The organism is Gillisia limnaea DSM 15749 (assembly GCF_000243235.1).
Classification (GTDB): Bacteria; Bacteroidota; Bacteroidia; order Flavobacteriales; family Flavobacteriaceae; genus Gillisia; species Gillisia limnaea.
Genome location: NZ_JH594606.1, coordinates 3,315,526 through 3,336,129, shown reverse-complemented (window position 1 = coordinate 3,336,129; position 20,604 = coordinate 3,315,526). Strand labels below are relative to the sequence as shown.

24 protein-coding genes are annotated in these 20,604 nt (G+C 36.9%); 10 read left to right on the top strand and 14 right to left on the bottom strand.

Annotated elements, in window-relative coordinates; all coding sequences use genetic code 11:
- Positions 1 to 30 precede the first annotated feature (30 nt).
- The 4 genes from GILLI_RS16655 to GILLI_RS16640 all read right to left on the bottom strand — a co-directional run bounded on the left by GILLI_RS16655 (position 31) and on the right by GILLI_RS16640 (position 3,783).
- Positions 31 to 447 (bottom strand): DUF6691 family protein, encoded by a 417-nt coding sequence (locus tag GILLI_RS16655; protein WP_006990292.1) that lies wholly within the window; start codon positions 445 to 447, stop codon positions 31 to 33.
- Position 448: 1 nt separating this feature from the next.
- A complete protein-coding gene (locus GILLI_RS16650; RefSeq protein WP_006990291.1) occupies positions 449 to 1,006 on the bottom strand; it encodes a YeeE/YedE family protein in 558 nt (185 codons plus the stop codon).
- A 154-nt stretch (positions 1,007 to 1,160) separates the two neighbouring features.
- Positions 1,161 to 2,393, bottom strand: coding sequence for an MFS transporter (locus GILLI_RS16645; RefSeq protein WP_006990290.1), 1,233 nt, complete (start codon positions 2,391 to 2,393; stop codon positions 1,161 to 1,163).
- A gap of 16 nt (positions 2,394 to 2,409) precedes the next feature.
- The gene (locus tag GILLI_RS16640; RefSeq protein ID WP_006990289.1) at positions 2,410 to 3,783 is read right to left on the bottom strand and encodes a hypothetical protein; all 1,374 of its coding nucleotides are present in this window, start codon (positions 3,781 to 3,783) and stop codon (positions 2,410 to 2,412) included.
- Between the two features lie 163 nt (positions 3,784 to 3,946).
- On the opposite strand from GILLI_RS16640, the gene GILLI_RS16635 reads away from it, so the two are divergent.
- The 4 genes from GILLI_RS16635 (at position 3,947) to GILLI_RS16620 (ending at position 7,044) form a co-directional block, all read left to right on the top strand.
- Positions 3,947 to 4,303, top strand: a complete 357-nt coding sequence (locus GILLI_RS16635; protein WP_040506727.1) for a hypothetical protein — start codon at positions 3,947 to 3,949, stop codon at positions 4,301 to 4,303.
- A gap of 254 nt (positions 4,304 to 4,557) precedes the next feature.
- Positions 4,558 to 4,956 carry a DoxX family protein gene (locus GILLI_RS16630; RefSeq protein ID WP_006990287.1) on the top strand — a complete coding sequence of 133 codons (399 nt, stop codon included), beginning with the start codon at positions 4,558 to 4,560 and terminating at the stop codon, positions 4,954 to 4,956.
- Complete coding sequence (locus GILLI_RS16625) at positions 4,953 to 5,378, top strand: hypothetical protein (protein ID WP_006990286.1); 426 nt, start codon at positions 4,953 to 4,955, stop codon at positions 5,376 to 5,378. Before GILLI_RS16630 ends, GILLI_RS16625 begins: the two co-directional genes overlap by 4 nt.
- Positions 5,379 to 5,391: 13 nt before the next feature.
- The gene (locus tag GILLI_RS16620) at positions 5,392 to 7,044 is read left to right on the top strand and encodes a bifunctional metallophosphatase/5'-nucleotidase (RefSeq protein ID WP_006990285.1); all 1,653 of its coding nucleotides are present in this window, start codon (positions 5,392 to 5,394) and stop codon (positions 7,042 to 7,044) included.
- 247 nt (positions 7,045 to 7,291) lie between these two features.
- Here the strand turns inward: GILLI_RS16620 and GILLI_RS16615 are convergent, their stop codons facing one another.
- From GILLI_RS16615 to GILLI_RS16590, 6 genes are all read right to left on the bottom strand, one after another.
- Positions 7,292 to 7,885: a TlpA family protein disulfide reductase gene (locus GILLI_RS16615; protein ID WP_006990284.1), complete on the bottom strand. Its 594-nt coding sequence runs from the start codon at positions 7,883 to 7,885 to the stop codon at positions 7,292 to 7,294.
- Between the two features lie 100 nt (positions 7,886 to 7,985).
- A complete protein-coding gene (locus tag GILLI_RS17795) occupies positions 7,986 to 8,471 on the bottom strand; it encodes a rhodanese-like domain-containing protein (protein ID WP_156798685.1) in 486 nt (161 codons plus the stop codon).
- 51 nt (positions 8,472 to 8,522) lie between these two features.
- A complete protein-coding gene (locus tag GILLI_RS16605) occupies positions 8,523 to 9,554 on the bottom strand; it encodes a c-type cytochrome (protein ID WP_006990282.1) in 1,032 nt (343 codons plus the stop codon).
- A 342-nt stretch (positions 9,555 to 9,896) separates the two neighbouring features.
- The gene (locus GILLI_RS16600) at positions 9,897 to 10,208 is read right to left on the bottom strand and encodes a rhodanese-like domain-containing protein (protein WP_006990281.1); all 312 of its coding nucleotides are present in this window, start codon (positions 10,206 to 10,208) and stop codon (positions 9,897 to 9,899) included.
- A gap of 58 nt (positions 10,209 to 10,266) precedes the next feature.
- On the bottom strand, positions 10,267 to 11,661 hold the full coding sequence (locus GILLI_RS16595) for an MBL fold metallo-hydrolase (RefSeq protein WP_006990280.1): 1,395 nt from the start codon (positions 11,659 to 11,661) through the stop codon (positions 10,267 to 10,269).
- Positions 11,662 to 11,874: 213 nt separating this feature from the next.
- Entirely contained in the window at positions 11,875 to 12,672 is a 798-nt protein-coding gene (locus GILLI_RS16590) for a sulfite exporter TauE/SafE family protein (RefSeq protein WP_006990279.1), read from the bottom strand.
- Between the two features lie 380 nt (positions 12,673 to 13,052).
- On the opposite strand from GILLI_RS16590, the gene GILLI_RS16585 reads away from it, so the two are divergent.
- From GILLI_RS16585 to GILLI_RS16570, 4 genes are all read left to right on the top strand, one after another.
- Positions 13,053 to 13,379 carry an ArsR/SmtB family transcription factor gene (locus tag GILLI_RS16585; RefSeq protein ID WP_006990270.1) on the top strand — a complete coding sequence of 109 codons (327 nt, stop codon included), beginning with the start codon at positions 13,053 to 13,055 and terminating at the stop codon, positions 13,377 to 13,379.
- 175 nt (positions 13,380 to 13,554) lie between these two features.
- Positions 13,555 to 14,706: an NAD(P)/FAD-dependent oxidoreductase gene (locus GILLI_RS16580; RefSeq protein WP_006990269.1), complete on the top strand. Its 1,152-nt coding sequence runs from the start codon at positions 13,555 to 13,557 to the stop codon at positions 14,704 to 14,706.
- A 153-nt stretch (positions 14,707 to 14,859) separates the two neighbouring features.
- On the top strand, positions 14,860 to 15,543 hold the full coding sequence (locus GILLI_RS16575; protein ID WP_006990278.1) for an aspartate/glutamate racemase family protein: 684 nt from the start codon (positions 14,860 to 14,862) through the stop codon (positions 15,541 to 15,543).
- A gap of 539 nt (positions 15,544 to 16,082) precedes the next feature.
- Complete coding sequence (locus tag GILLI_RS16570; RefSeq protein WP_006990277.1) at positions 16,083 to 16,715, top strand: hypothetical protein; 633 nt, start codon at positions 16,083 to 16,085, stop codon at positions 16,713 to 16,715.
- A gap of 136 nt (positions 16,716 to 16,851) precedes the next feature.
- Here GILLI_RS16570 and GILLI_RS16565 read toward each other — a convergent pair whose 3' ends face one another.
- From GILLI_RS16565 to nadC, 4 genes are all read right to left on the bottom strand, one after another.
- Positions 16,852 to 17,286, bottom strand: a complete 435-nt coding sequence (locus GILLI_RS16565; protein WP_006990276.1) for a DUF2147 domain-containing protein — start codon at positions 17,284 to 17,286, stop codon at positions 16,852 to 16,854.
- Between the two features lie 63 nt (positions 17,287 to 17,349).
- A complete protein-coding gene (locus GILLI_RS16560) occupies positions 17,350 to 17,910 on the bottom strand; it encodes a chalcone isomerase family protein (RefSeq protein WP_006990275.1) in 561 nt (186 codons plus the stop codon).
- Positions 17,911 to 17,934: 24 nt separating this feature from the next.
- Entirely contained in the window at positions 17,935 to 18,852 is a 918-nt protein-coding gene (locus GILLI_RS16555) for a YihY/virulence factor BrkB family protein (protein ID WP_006990274.1), read from the bottom strand.
- A 3-nt stretch (positions 18,853 to 18,855) separates the two neighbouring features.
- The gene (gene nadC, locus GILLI_RS16550) at positions 18,856 to 19,713 is read right to left on the bottom strand and encodes a carboxylating nicotinate-nucleotide diphosphorylase (RefSeq protein ID WP_006990273.1); all 858 of its coding nucleotides are present in this window, start codon (positions 19,711 to 19,713) and stop codon (positions 18,856 to 18,858) included.
- A gap of 41 nt (positions 19,714 to 19,754) precedes the next feature.
- On the opposite strand from nadC, the gene rlmH reads away from it, so the two are divergent.
- Positions 19,755 to 20,228, top strand: a complete 474-nt coding sequence (gene rlmH, locus GILLI_RS16545; RefSeq protein WP_006990266.1) for a 23S rRNA (pseudouridine(1915)-N(3))-methyltransferase RlmH — start codon at positions 19,755 to 19,757, stop codon at positions 20,226 to 20,228.
- Between the two features lie 4 nt (positions 20,229 to 20,232).
- Positions 20,233 to 20,604: non-canonical purine NTP pyrophosphatase (locus tag GILLI_RS16540; RefSeq protein ID WP_006990272.1), on the top strand; the 372-nt coding region annotated here is incomplete at its 3' end.

Sequence of the window (20,604 nt, the reverse complement as noted above, 5' to 3'; positions counted from 1 at the left end):
GAGAGGCCCTTTTTAGGGCGTCTTTTCATGCTAATGTGGTAATTTCTTCCGGATTAGGCCATAGATAAATGTACCACCCAGGGCACCCACTAAAACTACTAAAATAGAGACGTATCCTGCACCAATAAGCGTATAAATGGGTCCGGGACAAGACCCGGCAAGTGCCCAGCCAAGACCAAAAATGATCCCTCCATACATATACCTGCTAAAACTTTTATCCTTTGGATTAAACTTGATAGGCTCTCCATAAAAGGATTTTACATTATTCTTTTTGATAAGCAATACGCCCAGTACTCCCAGGAATAATGCAGATCCTATGATCCCATACATATGGAAGGATTGAAACTGAAACATTTCATAAATTCTAAACCAGGAAGCCGCTTCCGACTTGTACATCACTATCCCAAAAAATATACCTATAAATAAATATGCTATTGTTCTTCTCATCTTAAAAAATTAAAGGAAATAAAAGATGGATCATAACCAACCCACCAATAAAAAAACCAATTACCGCTATAAGTGAGGGCAATTGTAAATTGCTAAGGCCAGAAATAGCGTGTCCGGAAGTACAGCCTCCGGCATATCTGGAACCAAAGCCTATGAGCAATCCTCCGCCTAACAAAATCAATAAAGATTTAATGCTGGAAAATGCTTCCAAACCAAATAACTGCTCAGGCAAATAGGTGTCTCCTGCATTTTCAAAACCCAGGCCTTCCAAAGTTGCTATAGTTTCAGGGTTAATCGCCACAGAGGGGTCGTTAGTTAATAAATGAGCACCCAGAAATCCGCCAATTATTGCTCCTAAAACGACAACCAGGTTCCATCGCTGAGATTTCCAGTCGAAAGCGAAAAAATCGGCTTGCTTACCTGCGCCTCCAATGGCACACATGGTTCTTAAATTTGAAGACATTCCAAATTGTTTATCCACAAATAGCAGTAAAAACATTATTAAGGCAATTAACGGCCCCGCAACATACCAGGGCCAGGGTTCAAATATCCAATTCATAAAAGTTATTTTTTTTGAGATGCAAAGAACTCATTTAATATTAATTCCTACAGTAACAAAAGTTACATTGTTATTTTTTCAAGCTTTCGCAAAGGTAAATTTTGTTTCAAACGAGTTAATAATCATATTGAAACACTTAAAAAAGAGCTGATTATTATAATTTCAAAAACCGAACAGCTCCATCGGTTTTATATTTCATTCGGAAGAAAATTATCCCAGCAGAAATAAAAGTAAGTAAACCTACCAGTAAAATAGAAGCATCAATGCTTACAAGGTCTGTTATAACCCCGGTTAAAATAGCTCCTATTGCATACCCCAAATCCCTCCAAAGCCTAAAAACACCAATGCTTTTTGCCCGGTCCTGTGGGTGGGTGTTTTCTGCAATACTGGCTAGAAATGTGGGATAAACCATCGCTGTTCCCCAGCCAAGCATGGAGGAAAGGATCACAAAATGTGTCATAGTTTCGGCCCAAATAAGGACAACCAAAACAATAGCCTGCAAAAGCATTCCCGTGACCAGCATATCCTTTTTGCTGAATTTATCGGCCATTTTTCCGGTAATAATCTGTCCCATCCCCCAAACTGCAGGGTACAATGCGGTTACGATTCCAATTTGTTCCAGATTAAAACCTTTCCCAGCCAACAAAATTGGAAATAATCCCCAGGCCATCCCGTCATTGAGGTTATTTATAAGTCCGGCCTGGCTTACAGATCCCAGGTTCTTATCTTTCCATGTTGTTTCCCAGAAGATGTTCTTCAATTTTGAAACAGTGCTAAAACCCTCTTCTTTGGTCACATGATGCCTGGTATCCTTTATCAGAAAAATACTGAAGAATAAGCCCAGAATCATCAATCCAATTCCAAGGTAAAAAGGATAAGGTCTCAGGCCGTATTCTGAAGCGATCCACCCTGTAAGAAATGCGACCACCGCTACTGCCAGATATCCGGCGAACTCATTAAGCCCCATCGCAAATCCACGCTGTTTTTCCCCAACCAGATCAATTTTCATCACCACCGTGCTGGACCATGCAAGTCCCTGGTTAATGCCCAGAAAAACATTGGCCACTATAATCCAGTCCCAGTTTTCAGCATAGATTAGTATAAAAGGAATTGGAATAGCGAAGATCCACCCAAGGACCAGAAGATTTTTTCTTCCAAATTTATTGGCTAAAGCACCCGCATAATAATTGGAAATCGCCTTCACCACCCCAAATACTACAATAAAAGAAAGGATCGCAGTAGTAGCTTCAACACCAAACTCTTTGGTAGCCAATTCTGGAATAATGCTACGCTCTAAGCCTACCATTCCACCAACAAAAGCATTGACCAGCACTAGCAGACTGAATTGTTTCCAGTTTTCCTTTAAGCCTAATTTTACAGAATCCATAGAAGTTTCAAATTATCTAAAAATCGAAATTAGTAACTAAGTTAAGTTGATTAAAATTACTTTTATTAAATATGCTTTGAGCATCTAAACTATTTTTATTTTCCCGATAAACCCAAAGAAAATCGAAGCTTAGGCCTTCCAGGAAGCCATGTACTTTATAAGTTAAATGTGCATTTAACTGAAAAGATTCCGCTACATTATATTTATTGAACTCAAAAACAGCCGTTTCAGGACCTGTAAGTTTCTGAATTTCCAACCCCAGATGAACTTCCGGTTTTTGGATGGTATACTCCCCCTTCAGGATAAAAACATCTGTATTTCCAAGTCCTTCCATACGTGATCTGGAAATGGATGTGAAAAAATGATCCCTTCCTAATTCCTTCGGAAATAAAAACCTTCCCGTGTCAAATGCATGGGAATACGCAAAACCCAATTTCCAGCCTGCCTGTTTCCAACTTAATTGAGTGCTTAATACCTGTCCATTTTCATCGGGTTGTATATACCTGTTTTCATAAGAAAGCTTTTCAGAATAGGAAAATGGGGACTGATACACATATTGAACTCCAAAGTTAATGCTGTTAATGTTATATCCTACTTCTGTCCAAAGTGTATTCATCATCTTGTCCAAATAAAAATCATATATCTCTAAATGGAGATTGTTTTTTTTGAAACTGTAATTAAAGATCCCAATCCCGGAGGAAGGGTAAAATTCATGATATTCTGCTAAGTGCCCATTGGGTTGAAAACCATTATAAAAAAGTCCCATCCCTTCTTCAAAGTTAAACCACTCAGTAGTAGCTCTTGGGGAAACCCCGTTTAACCAACCAAGGTTAACCTGGTGGGAAGGGTCGAAATTTAAATGTGCCCAGGCTCCACGATGTGCAAAAGGCTTCATACGGCCGTCGCTATGGTTAAGCAAAGGAGTGTATTCTGTTTCAATCTTTCCGTAGGAGATATAGGAGTCTCCAAAACGGTACCGGATAAATAACTCCTCCAACCGATCGAGATCCTTGAAATTCCCCTTATTCAAAACATCATAAAGCTCATATTCCCATTTTGCGTTTTTTCCGGTAATAGGATCTTCTACCCCAAGGTCACTGCCGAAGGTTTTGTAAGTAAAAATACCTTTTACACCAATTTCAAAACCCTTGTAATTTCCAGTTGTAAATCCCACAGCACCTCCTGTAGCATTGGTATAATAATCCTTTAGATCACCCCGGTTTATGGTATTCATAAAATAATTTCTAAAATGCCCATGAAAAGAAGCATCGCGGAAGACATTCTTCAATTGTGAAATTTCCTTATTCCCGGATTCATCGTGTTCCTGTGCATAAATGGTGAAATTAAAACTTAACCATATAATTGTAAAATACCACTTAACTAAATTCATTATATATTTTTTAAAGACTTTTTTTTTGCAAAACTCTATAAAAGGCTTCTTAATATCTGTAACAAGTGTTACGCTCCCTAAAAAGAAATTCTAAAATGAACTTAAGCGCTATGTAACAAATGTCACATTCAAAGCAGCTATGAATACCTATATTTGGCGTCGAATGAACTTAAAGTCTTATATAGCCATATTCTTTACGGTGGTTTTTTTCGGAAAATCCCTGATGATAGATACCAAATTTCTGGTAAGCATTCTTGATGCCGAAGAAATGGTATATATAAATCCATTTTGTGATAATAAGACCGCCGATGTATTTGAGAATGGAAGTACTCAGGACCTTATCCCTGCTTCCAAAGTTTTAATCATCCCTATAGATTCATATTGTAACGCTCCATTTCAGTTCCAGTTATTCGGGTGGACACTTCCCGAGGTGAAAACCAATTATCAGGGCTACAATTATACATCTCCAGAATTTTTTGAAACCTTCAGAGATAAGTTTTATCCTCCCCCACAAGTTTAATAGACACTTTAATTTAATCAGCAGTTTTCTTTACATAACACAGAAAGCAGTTGCCGGTTCACTGATTTTTTTTTGCAATGATCAAAATCTTTCAGAAAAAATGAATCAAGAACCTCGGAGCAAGCCCGCCCGAACGGTACGGGCGGGCTCACGGGGAATTTTAAAAGGAAGAAATTCCCACAATTTTGATAAAATCCTACCCGAACGGGATAGGCACCGGAATTTGGTGAAAATTAATAAATCTATTATAGCTTATGACAGCCAAAATAATGGTTACACAACGATCAGTTCATATATTCCGAATGATGTTAAGCGGAATTTTCCTTGTGGCAGGTTTCAATCATTTGATGAATTTGAAAGAAACTGTTGCCAAACTGGATCAGGCCAGTTTTAAAAGCATGGCCTATTTTATTGGGAATCCCGAATACCTTATTATTATCTCTGGAATAATCATGCTGGCTGCCGGGATTGGTCTTCTCGCCGGTTTTAAAACCCAGTGGGCTGCTGCAATTCTGGCATTGATATTAATTCCAATTACAATTACTGTTCAGGTAGGACAGGTGAATTCCCTGGGGCCGCTTTTTAAGAATATAGCAATTATGGGCGGACTCCTATTTTTTATATTAAACGATTTTAAAACAACAAAACAATGAAAACAGTATTTTTAAGCAGCCTTGCATTATTTTTTGCTTTAACCACCATACAGGTTAATGCACAGGTACAAGAACACACTCATGATAAGAACAATTATGTTGTGCTAACTAAGAAAGTAGATCAGTTAAAACCTATACTACTTACCGCTGAAGCACTAGCGCTGGAGGACGGAGAGCGGTTTGGGGATTTTCAGGTCATTGTTTGCGGGCAGGACATTTCACAATTAACCGATGCCGATAAGATGAAAGACTTTGTTGCTCAAGCTGAAAAAGCAGGAGTACATCTGGTAGCCTGCGGATTTTCCCTGAATAAATTCAAGGTTGATCGCAAAGAGATTCCACAGGAAATGGAAATAGTTGAAAATGGTATTTTACACGATTTTCAGCTTCAGAAAAAAGGATATTACAGTTTAGGACTTTAGAAAAATAAAACAGATGAAAACACTTAAAACAGCATTGTTTATAGGATTGGGGATTTTTGGACTTACACTACTAGGATCCTGTCAAGACATGAAATCAGGTGAAAAACAAGGGGATAATGGCCAGGATACCTTGCGGATCACCATTTTGCAAACTGCCGATATTCACGGTCAATTAGATCCACATCCAGAATTGTTTTGGGAAAATGACAGCATTGTATTCAAAACCCGCGGCGGGATGGCAAACATTAAAACCTTGTTTGAGGAAGAACGTGCTAAAAACCCTAACCGAACCATTATTGTAGATGGTGGCGATCTTATTCAGGGAAGTGGATATGCAGCCCTTTCCAAAGGAGATATTTTTCCCGAGATTGTGAAAAATATGAATTACGATTTGCTTATTCCCGGTAATTGGGAAGTGGTTTACGGCAAAGCTTCGATGATGAATGTTTTAAACGCCTATGATACTCCTGTAATTGCAGAGAACATGTATCACGAGGAATCCGAAGAGCGGCTTTTCCCTCCCTATTGGATCAAGGAGATAGAAGGAGTGAAAATAGGATTTATTGGGGTTAATGATCCGGATGTTCCAATTCGTCAAAACCCGATCTTTAGCGAGGGAATGACCTTTAGCGGGTTGGATGACAATGTCCTGAAACTTATTGATGAGGTTAAAAATGAAAAAAAAGTAAATGCACTCTTCCTCGTAACCCATATGGGAATTTTTAAGCAAGTGGAACTTGCCAATAGTGAAATATCTAAAGATGTAGATTACATTTTGGGAAATGATACCCACGAAAGGGTGCGTCAACCCATCGAAGGAAAATATGCAAAAGTAACAGAACCGGGAGCTTTTGGATCTTTTGTAGGCAAATTAAACCTGTATTTTGTAAATGGTGAAATTGTAAAAGACGATTATGAGCTAATGGATGTAGATCCTGAGAGATATGTTGCGAATCCAAAGATCCAGGGACTTATAGATCAAGCAAAAGCGCCTTATAAAGAGCACCTGGAAGCTATTGTTGGTTACACCAATACTCCCATTTATCGCTATTTAACCGTTGAAAATCCAATGGATAATATGATCACCGATGCTGCCCGCTGGAAAACCGGTGCAGATATCGCTATCTCAAACGGATTTCGATTTGGAAATCCTATAGTTCCGGTAAATGGAAAACCGGCCCCCATTACGCGCGCTAATTTATGGAATTTACTTCCGGTTAATGAAAAAGTAAAAACAGGAAAAGTTACCGGAAAACAAATTAAAGATTGGTTGGAGCGGGAAATGCACAATGCCTTTGCCCAAAATTCCACCGAACGATTTGGTGGTTGGTTGGTACGTTTCTCCGGGATGGAAGTAGACTTTAACAGTCAGGCTCCAAAAGGAGAGCGCGTAAACTCTGTTATCGTGAAAGGCGAAGAAATGCAGGATGATAAGTATTATACCATTTCTGCCTGTGTTCGTCCCGGTGATCCTGAAGACAATTTATGTCGTATTCCCGGAGTGAAAGATGTAGAAGTAAAAGATTATACCATTCACGATGTTGTGGAAGAATACTTAAAAGTGAACTCCCCGGTGTCTCCTAAACTGGAAGGAAGAGCCTATTGCGATTATTTAGGCCAGTATTCTTTCTCTACGGTACCCGGGACAAATTATAAGTTTCAGTAAAACATGGAAACATAACATTTTCCTCAAGTAATAAGCCCTGTTAAGTTTTAAACTTTACAGGGCTTTTCTATTAGTATAAAGAGAGTAATGATTTATTTATTAGCCACGAATAAACGTGGTAGTTCTTTTGAATCTCCTTAAAATGGGACTAAACTGCTGTGAGATTCGGGTGTTTATCCCTTTATGGATCTCTCAAAATAATAGTGGGTTCCGGCATCTAAAATCTTCGGGAAGCCTGACATAACAATTATTTCAATGCCTTTAAAAATTCTTTAAACTCTTCGGTGTCATAATCTCCCATTCCCATATGGGTGAGTGCGAGGGTTCCATCTGCACCTATAACAAAGGTGGTAGGAAGGCTCTGAGAGTTATATTGTGGAGGCATTGGACCCGAAGCTCTGAAAACCTCAAAATCAAACCCTTTTTTTTCGTTAAAATCGATTGCTTTCTGAAAATCCTGATCTACCGAAAGCATTATAAAAACAATGTCTTCATTTTTGACATCATTATAAAGATTATTAATTCCCGGCATTTCCGCCACACAAGGCGGACACCAGGTTGCCCATACATTCATAAAAATAACTTTCCCCCGAAAATCTTCCATATTGATTTTTTCGTCTTTTGAATTTACAAGGCTCAAGCTATAATCGGCGGGAGGATTGTTTTTCTTATTGGTAAACCCGTTAGTATCTTTTAAATCCGGATCCATCAATCCGGTTTTTAAGATCCCCCTTTGAAGAAAACCAATGACCTCTGTATGCAATCCTGTTGCAAAAAGAGTGAGTATTACCACCCCTATTATCCCGTATTCAATTATATTTTTTTTGGTCTTTTTATTCATTATCTCTTAAATTAAACTGTTGAATTCAAATTTGCAGTCAACCTTATTCAGCACATAAAAAAAACTTGCTTTATAAATAACCCGTTATAATAAACGAGCGTTATTTTTTTATAGTTATTCCCACCTCTTTTAGGCTTGCAAAGCCATTAATAGAATTAAAAACACCTGTAAAACCTTCATTTTCCATCAATTCTGAAGCTGCAGAACTTCTGCCTCCCACAGCACAATAGAGCAAATATTTTTTATCCATCCTCAATTCTTTGATATCCAGTAAAAAATTCTGGTTATAAATATCAATATTAATGGCATTTTCAACACTTCCTAATTCAAATTCTTCTGGTGTCCTCACGTCTATAATAATTAAGCCTGGATTTTCACGTATCAGATCTCTTACTTCTAAAGCCGTCAGGTTCTGGCCATTTTCTTTTGAAATGCTACTTAGATAATTACAATCAGTTTTCGAAGACAACTCAAGGTTTTCTCCATTATTTTTATCTTTTTCTGAAGGCTGATTGGTTGTATTTTGTTTACAGGAAACCGAAAGAAATAGTAGAGTTGTTAAAAAATATTGTGAGAAGTATTTCATAGGAATCATTGATATGTAATAACTGGTTATTTTTTTATCAAACCGAAATTGCTATTTGGTTTTTACAATAGAATATTTTCTATTATAAAATTCAATTATTGGAGGAAATGGTCCATATTTATGCTGCTCTTCAGAGAAACTATCCTCCCAGGGGCCGTAAGGTGTGGAGACAGGTTTAAGCTTTTTATCAGGGAAATCATTTTCCGCCAAAGATTTTAAAGGCCGCTCAAAACTATTGATGTAAGCCGCAACATGATAGGCTTCTTCATCGGTTAATTTTGGATTATCCCAGGTAGCTTCTCCAAAAGGCATATTTCCTTTAATAAACTCGGCAGCAGTAATCACTCTATGCATTCCCGCCCCATGGTTATAACTATCTTTCCCCCATAAAGGCGGGTAGAGATATCCCTGTGCTAAATCTGCAGCGCGCTGTCCTTCTCCGTTTTCACTATGACAAACCATGCACTGGCTATTATAAACTTCCTTTCCTATATTAACATTTGCAGCTACATCTGGTAGTTTTATAGAAGGGAATCCCTTATATTCCTCTTCTTTGTCTTTAGGGATATCTTCGCCAAGCCATTCCATATAAGCTACAATGGCCTTCATAGGTTTTGAATCAACCGGCATTTTTTTCCCATTCATACTCCGCTCCAAACAGCCATTCACCCTATCTTCTATGGTCCCAATTTTATTGCCACGGGCACCAAATTGTGGAAAACGATTGGTAACGCCCACCCAGGATCCCGAACCGGCCTGAGTACCGTTTTTTAAATGACAATTGGTACATTTCAAATTATTACCCGCATACCTCATAGATGCATCGGGAGATTGGGGCCCCATTTGAGAAGGGGATTCCGACACCAGGAGAAATCCATACTGGACTTCCGGATCGATGAAATTTTTTAAAGGATCATTTAAGATATCTTTTGGTGTCCAAAACTCATGATCTGCCTTATCCACCAAAAAATAATCAGGGTTGGAATTATAATAGAGCAATACCGAAAAAAGCACCACTACTAAAATAAGAATAGTCCCAAATAAAAAATACAGCGACTTGATGATTTTTTTAAACCTCTCCATTGATATCCTCCTTATAATAACAATTCCCGAAATATTATCCTTAAAATAAATGATTTTTTTATTGCCAGAGCGAACGGTTATTTTTTCCTAAAGTATTGAGTTTGTTTATCATTCTTAGTAACAATTGTTACACTACAACGATATAGCATCTAAAGCAAGTTTACTATTAAAACATGCTTTTTTGAAGATCTAATTCAACTTGAATAAAAAACAAATCATAAAAGGCTGGATCTGGATGTAAAGAAATTATCTATGTTTAACTGAATAATTTTTAAATCAAATAAAGGAAGTCTTCTTTACGATGACTCCCTTTATAATCAACCAAATAGATTTTAAAACTCTTTATTGCTTTATTTCTCCATTCCACTCCAGCATACCGCCTTCAAGATTGTAGGTGTTTTCAAATCCCCGGGCATCCAGAATCTGGCAAGCCTGTCCGCTCCTGTTGCCGCTACGGCAATACATATAATAATTTTTATCTTTAGGTAATTTGCTCACTGCATCCATAAAAGTTTGTGGCTGCATAATATCTATAAGTTGAGCAGTTTCAAGATATCCCGACTCAAATTCTTCCCGGGTTCTCACGTCGATAATTACAGCATCCTTATCTTCTGCTACTAATTTTCTCCACTCGTCCTGTTTTATATTTTTCATATATGCTATTTTTATTAATGGACTCCCGGTAACTTAATGGGAGTCCATACTTTTATAATTATTCAGAAACAACCGGATTCTCTTTCGCCAACCATTCTTCGGTTCCTCCGGAATAAACTTTCACATCTTTAACTCCGTGTTTTGCTAACATAGATTCCGCAATGGCAGCTCTGGCACCACTTTGGCAATGAATTACAACTTCCTTATCTGTATCTATTTCATCGATATGATTTTGAATAGTGCCGACAAAAATATTTTTAGTGCCCTTGATGTGGGCTTCCTTATATTCTGAAGCTCCACGAACATCGATCACCTCTACATCCTCTTTACCCAAGTAGGTTTTAAACTCATCAATAGCAATAACCTCTGTTTTCTCAAGAGGAATTCCCATTGCATCAATATCTGAAATATATCCCTGAATATTATCAAGCCCTATCCGCATTAATTTACGGGTAAGATCTTCCATTTGCTCATCTGAAGCTATAAGGATAAAAGACTCTTCATAATTCAAAAACCAACCGGCCCAGGTTGCGAAGGAATTGTTTCCCTGAATATGAATTGTATTTGGAAGATGTCCTTTTGCAAATTCTTCTTTTTCCCTTGCATCAATCACTTTAATACCCTTATCGTATGCCGATTTAAATTCGGAAACAGATAGTTTTTTATGCTTGGGAACTTCAGTAAGCAACGGGCGATCTACCTTATTCAGTTTTTTCATCATCGCGAAATACTTAGGAGGCTCAGGCTGCCCTTCTAATAAATATTCCACAAAACCTTTTTTATTATCCTGATATTGAAATGCCCAGTTACGAATCAATTCATAACCAACCGTACTACTTGGTACCGCCCCAAGGGACTTTCCGCAGGCAGAACCTGCACCATGCCCGGGCCATACCTGCAAATATGGAGGTAAATTACTGAATTTTTTTATCGAGGTATACATATCCTCAGCTCCTTTATCCTGAGTGCCCTTTAAACCCGCTGCCTTTTCCAAAAGATCCGGACGCCCTATATCACCTACAAATACAAAATCACCTGTAAATACCATCACTGGTTCATTGGTGGCCGGATTATCAATTAAAAGAAAACTGATACTCTCCGGAGTGTGTCCGGGAGTATGCATTACTTCTAACGTTAGGTTTCCTACTTTAATAGAATCACCATCCTTAAGACCTATGTGGTCAAATTCGTAATTCCAATCCAGACCTCCTTCGTCTGAAAGATACATTTTGGCACCTGTTACTGCCGCCAGTTCCCTTGAACCTGCAAGAAAGTCGGCATGAATATGGGTCTCGGCTACATGAGTGATCTTTAGGTTGTTTTGATTGGCAATATCCAAATAGGTATCGATATCGCGTTTAGCATCAATTACAATAGCTTCTCCTGTTTTTTGACATCCTATTACATAGCTTGCCTGTGCCAGGGTTTTATCATATACGTGTTGAAAAAACATACTTATTTATTTTAAAGTTAATTTAATTTTTATTCCACTGGTGCATTTAATTCACCGATGTCTACCCGTCCCTTTCGGTCGGGATTTTATCGAAATTCAGGATATTTCTTCCTGTGACCTAGCTTGTGAGCTTGCTCTCAAGTAATTAATTTCAGTTGCAAAAATACTATGATTATGGCTTATCTACAGTAACATTAGTTACAAAGGCTTTATTTAGAAAAGTTCTTTCCAGATTATATAGATCCCCATTACCAGCACGAACCAACCAAAAACCCTTTTTAACTTTTTGCCATCTATAAATTTATTGAGATAGATCCCAAGAAAGATTCCTATTACAGAGAGCGTGGTAAAGATCAATAAAAACATCCAGTCTATTTCCAGATTTTGAACATCGCCCAAAAACCCGATCAAGGATTTAACTGCAATGATCAAAAGTGAAGTGGCAACCGCTTTTTTCATTGGGAGTTTAGCCAGAAGAACCAATGCCGGAATAATTAGAAAACCACCACCTGCACCCACAATTCCTGTTAATATCCCCACTACTACTCCTTCTATAATAATGAGCGGATAATTGAATTTTATTTCTTCCTCAGTTTCAACCTTGTTCTTTTTCTCCCTTATCATCGAAATGGAAGCTGCAACCATTACAATAGCAAAAAACAACATTATCCCTATATTTTTGGTCACCTCAAAACCAAACAGCGTGAAAATATGGTCCGGGATTGCCGGCACGATATACATACGTGTTATGTAAACAGCGATAAAAGCAGGAATGGAAAAAACCCCGGCAGTTTTAAAATCTACCAGCTTTTTCTGCATATTTTTGAACGCTCCTACCAGGGAGGTAGTCCCAACAATAAAAAGTGAATATGCTGTAGCAGTTACCGGGTTAATCATCAATAAATAAACCAATACGGGAACCGTAAGTATAGAACCACCTCCACCTATTAAACCTAAAACCAGCCCAATAATCAATGCGCCTGCATAACCTAAAAGATCAATTACTTCCATTTATAAGATTTATATTTTTTTTGGCAAAAGTAGGTTGTTAATGCAGGCAACACAGTAACAATAGTTACACAGCAAATTAATTTTCAAAAATTAACACCCTTTTCAAATTTATGTATTTGCTTATAGCCAGTCACAATTTTTATGACCGTTATAAAAAGTTGATAAACAAATTGGATAATACTTATATAGGATTGCTTATTAAAAGTAATGGCTTCAATAAAATTACAAAAATATAACCTGATTTGTGAATATATGATTAAAGTCATAAATCTCCTGCCGATTTCCTCCTTTCTTTGTCTTTTGACATTTAGAAATGCTAAAATTAAAAATTATCCATAAATCAATGTTTAGTATTTCATAAACAACTAAATAAGTAAACAATGGAGCATAAAAGGAGATTCGAATTCCAGGCAGAAGTATGCAAAGCACTTGCACATCCTTTAAGAATGGAGGTAATCCATATACTGAAGGAAAGGGAATATTGTTTCGCCCACATTCTTGAAATTACTGGCGGACTTAAATCCAATCTCTCCCAACATTTAAAAGTTATGACCAAAAAGGGGATCCTTAATGTTAGACGAGATGGGCAATGCAGTCACTTTTCTCTTAGTTCAAACAAGGTGGCACAGGCCTGTGAATTGATGCGTGAGGTGCTCATTGAAAATTTACAGAAACAACAGGAAATATTTAATACAGTTAAAATATGAGTTGCACATGTGAATTAGTAAATCGAACTATTAGTTAAAAATCAAATTGCAGAAAATCAATAAATTTTAAATTATGAAATGAGCATAACAAGGATTCAATACAAACACCTATGAAGATATGCAAATCACTCCCTAGCTATTGGGAGACTAATTAAAGAATAATAAAAAAACACATATGAAAACAATTTTAATCTTAGGCGCAGGAACAGGTGGTATTGTAACTGCCAAAGAAATAAGCAGGTACAGTGGAAATGAAGAGGATATTACCCTCGTAAAAATACTTGTATTTGAGAAGGAAGAAAAAAGTGTTTTTTCACCTTCCCTCCCATGGTTGATGGTGGGCGACAGAAAGCCAAAACAATTGTATGAAAATATCAAAAAACTAAATACTGCCGGACTTGAAGTAATTAACGGAGAAATTGAGGAAGTAGATCCAAAAAATATCTTGGTAAAAGTTAACGGAAAAGTATATAAAGGAGATTATATGGTCGTTTCTCTTGGTGTAGAACAGGTTATTGACCATAATCTGGACAAGTTCGGTTACAATTTTTTCAGTCTTGAAGGTGCGACTCAATTCCATGAGAAACTCGAGAATTTTTCCGGTGGAAAAATTGCCATCCTGGTTTCTTCCCTTCCCTTTAAAAGTCCGGCAGCCCCTTATGAAGCCGCTATGTTAATTGAAGATTATGTGCGCAGTCACGGACTGAGCAGCAATACCGAAGTTTCCATTTATACTCCGGAAAAAGGGCCTATGGAATTTGCAGGAAAAGAAATGTCGGATGAACTAAAGGGATTACTAAAAGGAAAAGGGATCAATTATTTCCCGGATCACCAGGTGACTTCTGTTACGGAAAACAACTTAAAGTTCAGCAATAGTGAAAGTTATGAATATGATCTTTTGGCCTTCACTCCTACTCATCGAAGTCCTTCTGTGATCCGAAATAGCACCTTGGCAGGAAAATCCGGCTGGGTAGATGTAGACAGGAATACCATGGAAACCAAATTCCCAGATGTATATGCTATTGGCGACATTACCGACATTCCGCTGGAAACAGGAATTTCACTTCCAAAAATTGGAGTATTCGCAAGGCATCAGGCAGAGATCGTGGCACACAATATAGGACGTAAAATGGATAATAAAGACCCAGATCAAACTTTTACCGGAGAAGGTGAGTATTTTATTGAATATGGAAAAGGATTGGCAAGCCCTGCAGAAATTCATTTATATGACCCCTCCAGTCCGGGTGTTAAAATGAAAGAACCAGAACATTTGGGACACTGGTCGAAATGGTGGGCTGAAAAATACTGGTTCTTTAAAAATTTCTAAAAACTATAAATTCAGAAACACGTAAATTAATAAACTTACCTTTTAGATGGATTATATTATTCTGAAAATTATAAGTCAAAGAAAATATAATCCATTTAACACCTAAGACTGTTTCTTTAAATTAAATATAACTCTTTAAACTAAACCAATAAAATGAGAAAAATAGGATTAATAGGCGGCACATCATGGCACTCTACTATAGTTTATTATCGTTTGATCAATGAACTGGTAGGGGAAAAAATAGGAACTCAGGCTAACCCGGATCTAGTACTTTACAGTTTAAACATTGAATTGATGCGGGAACAAAACAAGGAAAAGATCAATAATAAATATTTGGAAGTTGCCAGAACACTTCAGCAAGCAGGTGCCGAAGCAATAGTTATCTGTGCAAATACACCTCATATGGTTTTCCCTTTTGTTCAACCCAAAATAGATATTCCCATACTTCACATTGCGGATGCAATAGGTAAGGAAGCCTCCAAAAAAGAATTGAAGACATTGGGGTTATTGGGCAACCGGCCAACAATGAAAGGTGATTTTCTTTCTTCTCATCTTTCTGAAAAATATGATATAAACACCCTAATCCCGGATGATGAATACATCGATAAATGCCACCATTTTGTTTCCAATGAACTCACCCAGGGAATCTTCAGCAAGGAAGCCAGGGTTTTCTGTCTGGAACAAATGCAAAAGTTGCGCAAAAAAGGCGCTGAAGGTATTATTTTAGGCTGTACAGAACTTCCTATGCTCTTAAGCGAAAATGATTTCGATTTACCACTGATTGCCACTACACAACTACACGCACAAATGGCGGCTGATTTTATCCTTGGAAATTAAAAGACTTTCTTCAATTGGGTTTATTCGCCCTTGTAGTATGGAGCAATTATTTTTGAAATTTGCTCCTTCACCCAACAAATTTTTTCAATTCATTTTTATTAGCATACGGCTTTCTGAAAAGAAGACTGAGTTCAAAAGGGAGTTTTTTCATCTCCCGAAAACCCTCTAAATTTTCACAATCTGGAAATAAATTCCCTGAAAAATTCTAAGTTGGAGCTATGTTTTTCCGATTTTTGGATTAAATTCAATAAAAATATCCCACAATAATTAACTTTCCTGTAATTGTTTAACGAAATTTTAATAGATTTGGGAGTAAAATTAAAATTCGGCCTTTATTTTTTACTTAAAAAAGGGGGGGGGGGATTTTTATAAAATGTTTCAGTACATCTTAAAATATAAAACAAAGTCATCAAAGGACTGACCATCCAAAGTCGAAAATGTGAAAGTGAATCTCGACATAAAATAAAAAGTAACTGACCGGCAAATTTGCCGCGCTGAAAATCAAAAGAGTAGGCACCCAATCAAAACCCAAAGAAAAAATGAAAAATACCTACAAAATTATTTCGGGAATACTTTTTTTAACCTTCGGTTTCTACTCTTGTAGTACCGAGAATGATGAAGTTCCCAAAGAAAATGCTCTTGAAATAGAGTTGGCAATAGAAAATAAAGGTGTGTTTGAGATAGAATCAAATACCTATATTTTTAAAGAAACAGGTGAAACAGTTAAATTTATTGCCGAAGACAGAGCTTTTGACTTCTCGTTTTTAAATGAATTGAATTTTGATGTCGAGAAAATCGATGCAAAGCATGCCGGTGAGGAAGTGATTATAACCAATTCTGAAACAGCAGAATTTATAAGATTCTTTCACTTTAAGGAATTAAATAGCACAAGTCTCAAATTTGATATTGAATTAAGTAATGGACAGGTTTTTAGATCTGTGATCTATAAATTCAAAAAGGATGTAACCCAAAAATGGCATGAAGAATTTTCTGTTGCCATTAACTCAAGCGTTCTGGGAGCAGTAATAGAGCTCTCTCAATATGAACTGGGTGCTGAATGCGGTGCTGCAATAGCAGAATGCGCAAGAAGCGGCGGAAGACCAAAAGTAACTATGACCAAAACAAACGGTTGGTTTGCAGCTCCTGATGCCTGCCAGATAGAATGCAGATAATATCCGGACAAAGTAAATAAAAGCATTAAAGGCAGGGGTTAATCCTTGCCTTTTCTTTTGTCTTTTTTCAAAAGTCCATATCCTGACTGAAGCTATTATTTCGTCCTGTATATTATAAAAGTGTAGTTAAAAAAAGTTATTTATGCCTTTCCCAGACCTGTGTTCTGTATAAAAAGGCCATATACCCCCTAACCTTTAACTGGTCCGGGTTATCTTCATCCACCCATATTTTGCACTTGTATTCTTTTCCGGTCTTTGGATCCATTACCACCCCTCCTACATATTCTGAATCCTGTTTTTCAAGGCCCTCCATAATAAGCAATCCTTCCAATGGTTCATTTTTCCTGTCTCCTTCACATAAGGTACAAAGTTTATCTTGCATTTCCTCTTTCAGCATTCTTACCAATTTTCCCTTAACCTCTCCGGTTTCCTTATCCTTATATATCTCTACGATAGAATGTGATATTCCGGTTTCGTCATTTATGGTTTTCCACTTGCCAAAAACTGTTTGTGCATGAAAATTCATACCTGTAAAAACAAGACATAAAAATAATATGATCGATTTTTTCATATGAATTTTTTAGATTTAGATTAAGTCAATTTCAATAGCATCTGGAAATTCTCAAATTTGAAATTATTTCCCCAACATCCCTTGCTTCAGTTTTTTATCTGCAGGCTTGTCTGATAACCAGATTCCAAAAAGGGCCTTTTTAAATTCCATTCCCTTGATTGAACCTTTCTCTTTTCCATTTTTATAAACCAGCACTCCTTTAGAAGGAATGTAAACAATGTCAAAAACATCCTCCTTATTGATTTCATCACTAAAAAAAGCTTTGAATTTGGCTATTTCTGAAGAGATACCGGAAGTCTTCCCGTTGGTAGCATTTTCAAAACCTTCATTCACGGCATCAATCATTTTTTCACTTGTGATCAAAGATGAAACCATATGTAATTTTAAGGACATAGGATCATTTGCATTTACAATGGATTTAGCATCAGAAGATTTAGAACCTAAATACAAAGCTCCTGCATACATATCCATCCAGAATTTCTCTCTCACCCCTACTCCGTTTAAAACTAACTTTTCACCTTCAAAACTCACATTATTAGGTATAGTAACACCGGCTGCTTTTGTTTGTGCAAATGAAGATGTGATAGTAACTACCGCGAATAATACAAACAGAATTTTTTTCATTTTTGCTTAATTTTAGATACTTGTTTAAAATTTCTTTTTCATTTTAATTAAAGAGGCATTTAGTTCAAATCCTAATAAAAGTACATTTGAATTTAGCCAAATATATATCATCAATACCAATAATGCTCCTATCGAGCCATACAATTCATTATACTGAGAAAAATTTTCTATATAAAGACCAAAGAAATAGGTAGTTAACAAAATAAGCAGGGTCGTAAAAGTTGCTCCTATTGAAAAGAATCTTGCCAGCCTGCCTTCCTTTGTGCCAAAATAATATAAAGTGGCAATTGCGATATAGATCAACAAAATAAAAACAGTATACTTCACCAGTGGAGCAGAAATTCCTCGTTCCCCCATGATTGCCAAATCATTCAGGTCGTCTATGGCATACGTAAGGTAAACCGCTACTACCACTGTAATAAGCAATAACAATGCCATTAAAATAGATATTCCAAGCGCAATGATATATTGCCTTATGATGGATCTGTTTGCTTTTGTGTGATACGAAAATTCAAATCCGGTAAAGATTGCATTCACTCCGTTGGCCATTAAAAAGATGGATAGTAAAAAAGATAATGAAAGTAAACCTGCCCTTGGGGTGTTGGCTATATCCAGGAAAATATCATTAAAAAATTCGGAAGTGGTAGGTGGCAAAAGGGAGTCCATAAAGACGAGGAACTGCAATTGAAAATCGTCAATAAAATTGATATATGGAATTAAATTCAACACAAAAAGTAAAAAAGGAAATAGGGCCATAAAAAAGCTAAAAGCCACCGCACTTGCCCTGGTAGAAAAAGTACCATTAATTATTCCGCTGTAATAAATAATCCAGAGATCATAAGCGGTAAGGCCATCCAGACCAGGAAGCACGATTTTGCTGGTTTTCTTTTTCCAGGCATTCGCTATTCTTTGCGGCAAAGATTTAATCCTTTTTATTGGCATTAATTAAACTGCTTTTAAACTTAAATCCATATTATAAACCGAATGGGTCAACGCACCACTGGACACAAAATCCACACCGCAGTCTGCATATTTTCTTACACTTTCCAAATTAATTCCTCCACTGGATTCGATTAAACATTTATTATTGATCAATTCTACCGCTTTTCTGGTATCATCATAATTGAAGTTGTCGATTAATATCCTATAAACACCTTCGCTTTCTAAAATTTCCTTTATTTCATCCAGATCTCTTGCTTCCACTATTATTTCTAAATCAAGGTTTTTTTCTTGAAGGTAAATTTTAGTTTTGTTAATAGCCTGGGTAATACCACCTGCAAAATCTATATGGTTATCTTTTAACATGATCATATCGTATAACGCAAACCGGTGATTCTCTCCTCCGCCTATTTTTACAGCCCATTTTTCCAGAGCCCGTATACCAGGCGTGGTTTTGCGGGTATCCAGAATTTTGGTTTTGGTTCCTTCCAGTTTTTTTACAAATTCATTTGTTTTTGTGGCAATGGCACTCATTCTTTGCATCGCGTTTAGAACAAGTCTTTCTGCTTTTAATATTGATTGGGAAGATCCTTCTACATAGAACACAATGTCTCTTTTTTTGACTACACTTCCATCTTCTATAACCGTTTCCACCTTAAGATCTTTGTCTATATATTGAAATACCTGTTTAGCGAATTCCACCCCGGCAATCAACCCGTTGTCCTTTACCAGAAGTTTGGCCCTCCCTTTTGCATTTGCAGGAATACAAGCCAGAGAGCTGTGGTCACCCTCCCCTACGTCTTCCCTTACGGAGTTCGCAATAATTATTTCAATTTCCTTGTCAAATTGTGCTTGTGAGATCATCGCAATGATTATTTTTGTAAATGTAGCAAAGTCTTAGTAAAATGACCATAAAATTACTTGGGATAGGAAAAACTGATGATCCCGCTCTTCAAAATTTAACCGAGGTGTATATAAAACGTCTCGTATTTTATAATAGATTTGAATTTGAACTTATCCCGGATATTAAAAATGCAAAGAATCTAGATGAAAATCAGCAAAAACAAAAAGAAGGAGAATTGTTGTTGAATAAAATCGCTGCATCAGATTTTGTAGTGCTTTTAGATGAAAATGGAAAGCAATATTCCTCGGAAGCGTTCTCCGAATTCATTCAAAAAAGACTTAACAGCGGACTGAAACAACTGGTATTTATTATTGGCGGACCATATGGGTTTTCCGAAGATGTTTATAAACGTGCTGATGCAAAAATTTCCCTATCAAAAATGACCTTTTCACATCAAATGATCCGATTGTTTTTTGTAGAACAACTTTACCGTGCATTTACAATCCTAAAAAACGAACCCTATCACCATAAATAATTATATGAAGCTAATATTTGCCACCCATAATAAAAACAAACTATTGGAAATTGCGGCTATGATGCCATCCAATTTCGAATTACTATCCCTGGACGACATAGGATGCAATGAGGATATCCCGGAAACTTCCAATACTATTGAAGGAAATGCTATTTTAAAGGCAGATTATGTCAAACAACATTATAACCTTGACTGTTTTGCCGATGATACCGGTTTGGAAGTCGAGATTCTAAATGGAGAACCCGGGGTTCATTCTGCAAGATATGCAGGGAACAGGAAAAATGATGAGGCCAATATATCAAAGTTGCTGGACGAATTAAAAGCCACACGCAATAGGAAAGCGCAATTTAAAACCGTGATCGCCCTAAACCTTCAA

Bases quoted from the DNA above. Each gene is read 5' to 3' on its own strand.
- GILLI_RS17795 (WP_156798685.1), bottom strand. From the start codon at position 8,471: ATGAAATACTTCTCACAATATTTTTTAACAACTCTACTATTTCTTTCG.
- GILLI_RS16620 (WP_006990285.1), top strand. From the start codon at position 5,392: ATGAAAACACTTAAAACAGCATTGTTTATAGGATTGGGGATTTTTGGA.
- GILLI_RS16625 (WP_006990286.1), top strand. From the start codon at position 4,953: ATGAAAACAGTATTTTTAAGCAGCCTTGCATTATTTTTTGCTTTAACC.
- GILLI_RS16635 (WP_040506727.1), top strand. From the start codon at position 3,947: ATGAACTTAAAGTCTTATATAGCCATATTCTTTACGGTGGTTTTTTTC.
- GILLI_RS16615 (WP_006990284.1), bottom strand. From the start codon at position 7,885: ATGAATAAAAAGACCAAAAAAAATATAATTGAATACGGGATAATAGGG.
- GILLI_RS16580 (WP_006990269.1), top strand. From the start codon at position 13,555: ATGAAAACAATTTTAATCTTAGGCGCAGGAACAGGTGGTATTGTAACT.
- GILLI_RS16655 (WP_006990292.1), bottom strand. From the start codon at position 447: ATGAGAAGAACAATAGCATATTTATTTATAGGTATATTTTTTGGGATA.
- GILLI_RS16595 (WP_006990280.1), bottom strand. From the start codon at position 11,661: ATGTTTTTTCAACACGTATATGATAAAACCCTGGCACAGGCAAGCTAT.
- GILLI_RS16645 (WP_006990290.1), bottom strand. From the start codon at position 2,393: ATGGATTCTGTAAAATTAGGCTTAAAGGAAAACTGGAAACAATTCAGT.
- GILLI_RS16575 (WP_006990278.1), top strand. From the start codon at position 14,860: ATGAGAAAAATAGGATTAATAGGCGGCACATCATGGCACTCTACTATA.
- GILLI_RS16650 (WP_006990291.1), bottom strand. From the start codon at position 1,006: ATGAATTGGATATTTGAACCCTGGCCCTGGTATGTTGCGGGGCCGTTA.
- GILLI_RS16555 (WP_006990274.1), bottom strand. From the start codon at position 18,852: ATGCCAATAAAAAGGATTAAATCTTTGCCGCAAAGAATAGCGAATGCC.
- GILLI_RS16565 (WP_006990276.1), bottom strand. From the start codon at position 17,286: ATGAAAAAATCGATCATATTATTTTTATGTCTTGTTTTTACAGGTATG.
- GILLI_RS16600 (WP_006990281.1), bottom strand. From the start codon at position 10,208: ATGAAAAATATAAAACAGGACGAGTGGAGAAAATTAGTAGCAGAAGAT.
- GILLI_RS16585 (WP_006990270.1), top strand. From the start codon at position 13,053: ATGGAGCATAAAAGGAGATTCGAATTCCAGGCAGAAGTATGCAAAGCA.
- GILLI_RS16605 (WP_006990282.1), bottom strand. From the start codon at position 9,554: ATGGAGAGGTTTAAAAAAATCATCAAGTCGCTGTATTTTTTATTTGGG.
- GILLI_RS16640 (WP_006990289.1), bottom strand. From the start codon at position 3,783: ATGAATTTAGTTAAGTGGTATTTTACAATTATATGGTTAAGTTTTAAT.
- GILLI_RS16570 (WP_006990277.1), top strand. From the start codon at position 16,083: ATGAAAAATACCTACAAAATTATTTCGGGAATACTTTTTTTAACCTTC.
- nadC (WP_006990273.1), bottom strand. From the start codon at position 19,713: ATGATCTCACAAGCACAATTTGACAAGGAAATTGAAATAATTATTGCG.
- GILLI_RS16630 (WP_006990287.1), top strand. From the start codon at position 4,558: ATGACAGCCAAAATAATGGTTACACAACGATCAGTTCATATATTCCGA.
- GILLI_RS16560 (WP_006990275.1), bottom strand. From the start codon at position 17,910: ATGAAAAAAATTCTGTTTGTATTATTCGCGGTAGTTACTATCACATCT.
- GILLI_RS16590 (WP_006990279.1), bottom strand. From the start codon at position 12,672: ATGGAAGTAATTGATCTTTTAGGTTATGCAGGCGCATTGATTATTGGG.
- rlmH (WP_006990266.1), top strand. From the start codon at position 19,755: ATGACCATAAAATTACTTGGGATAGGAAAAACTGATGATCCCGCTCTT.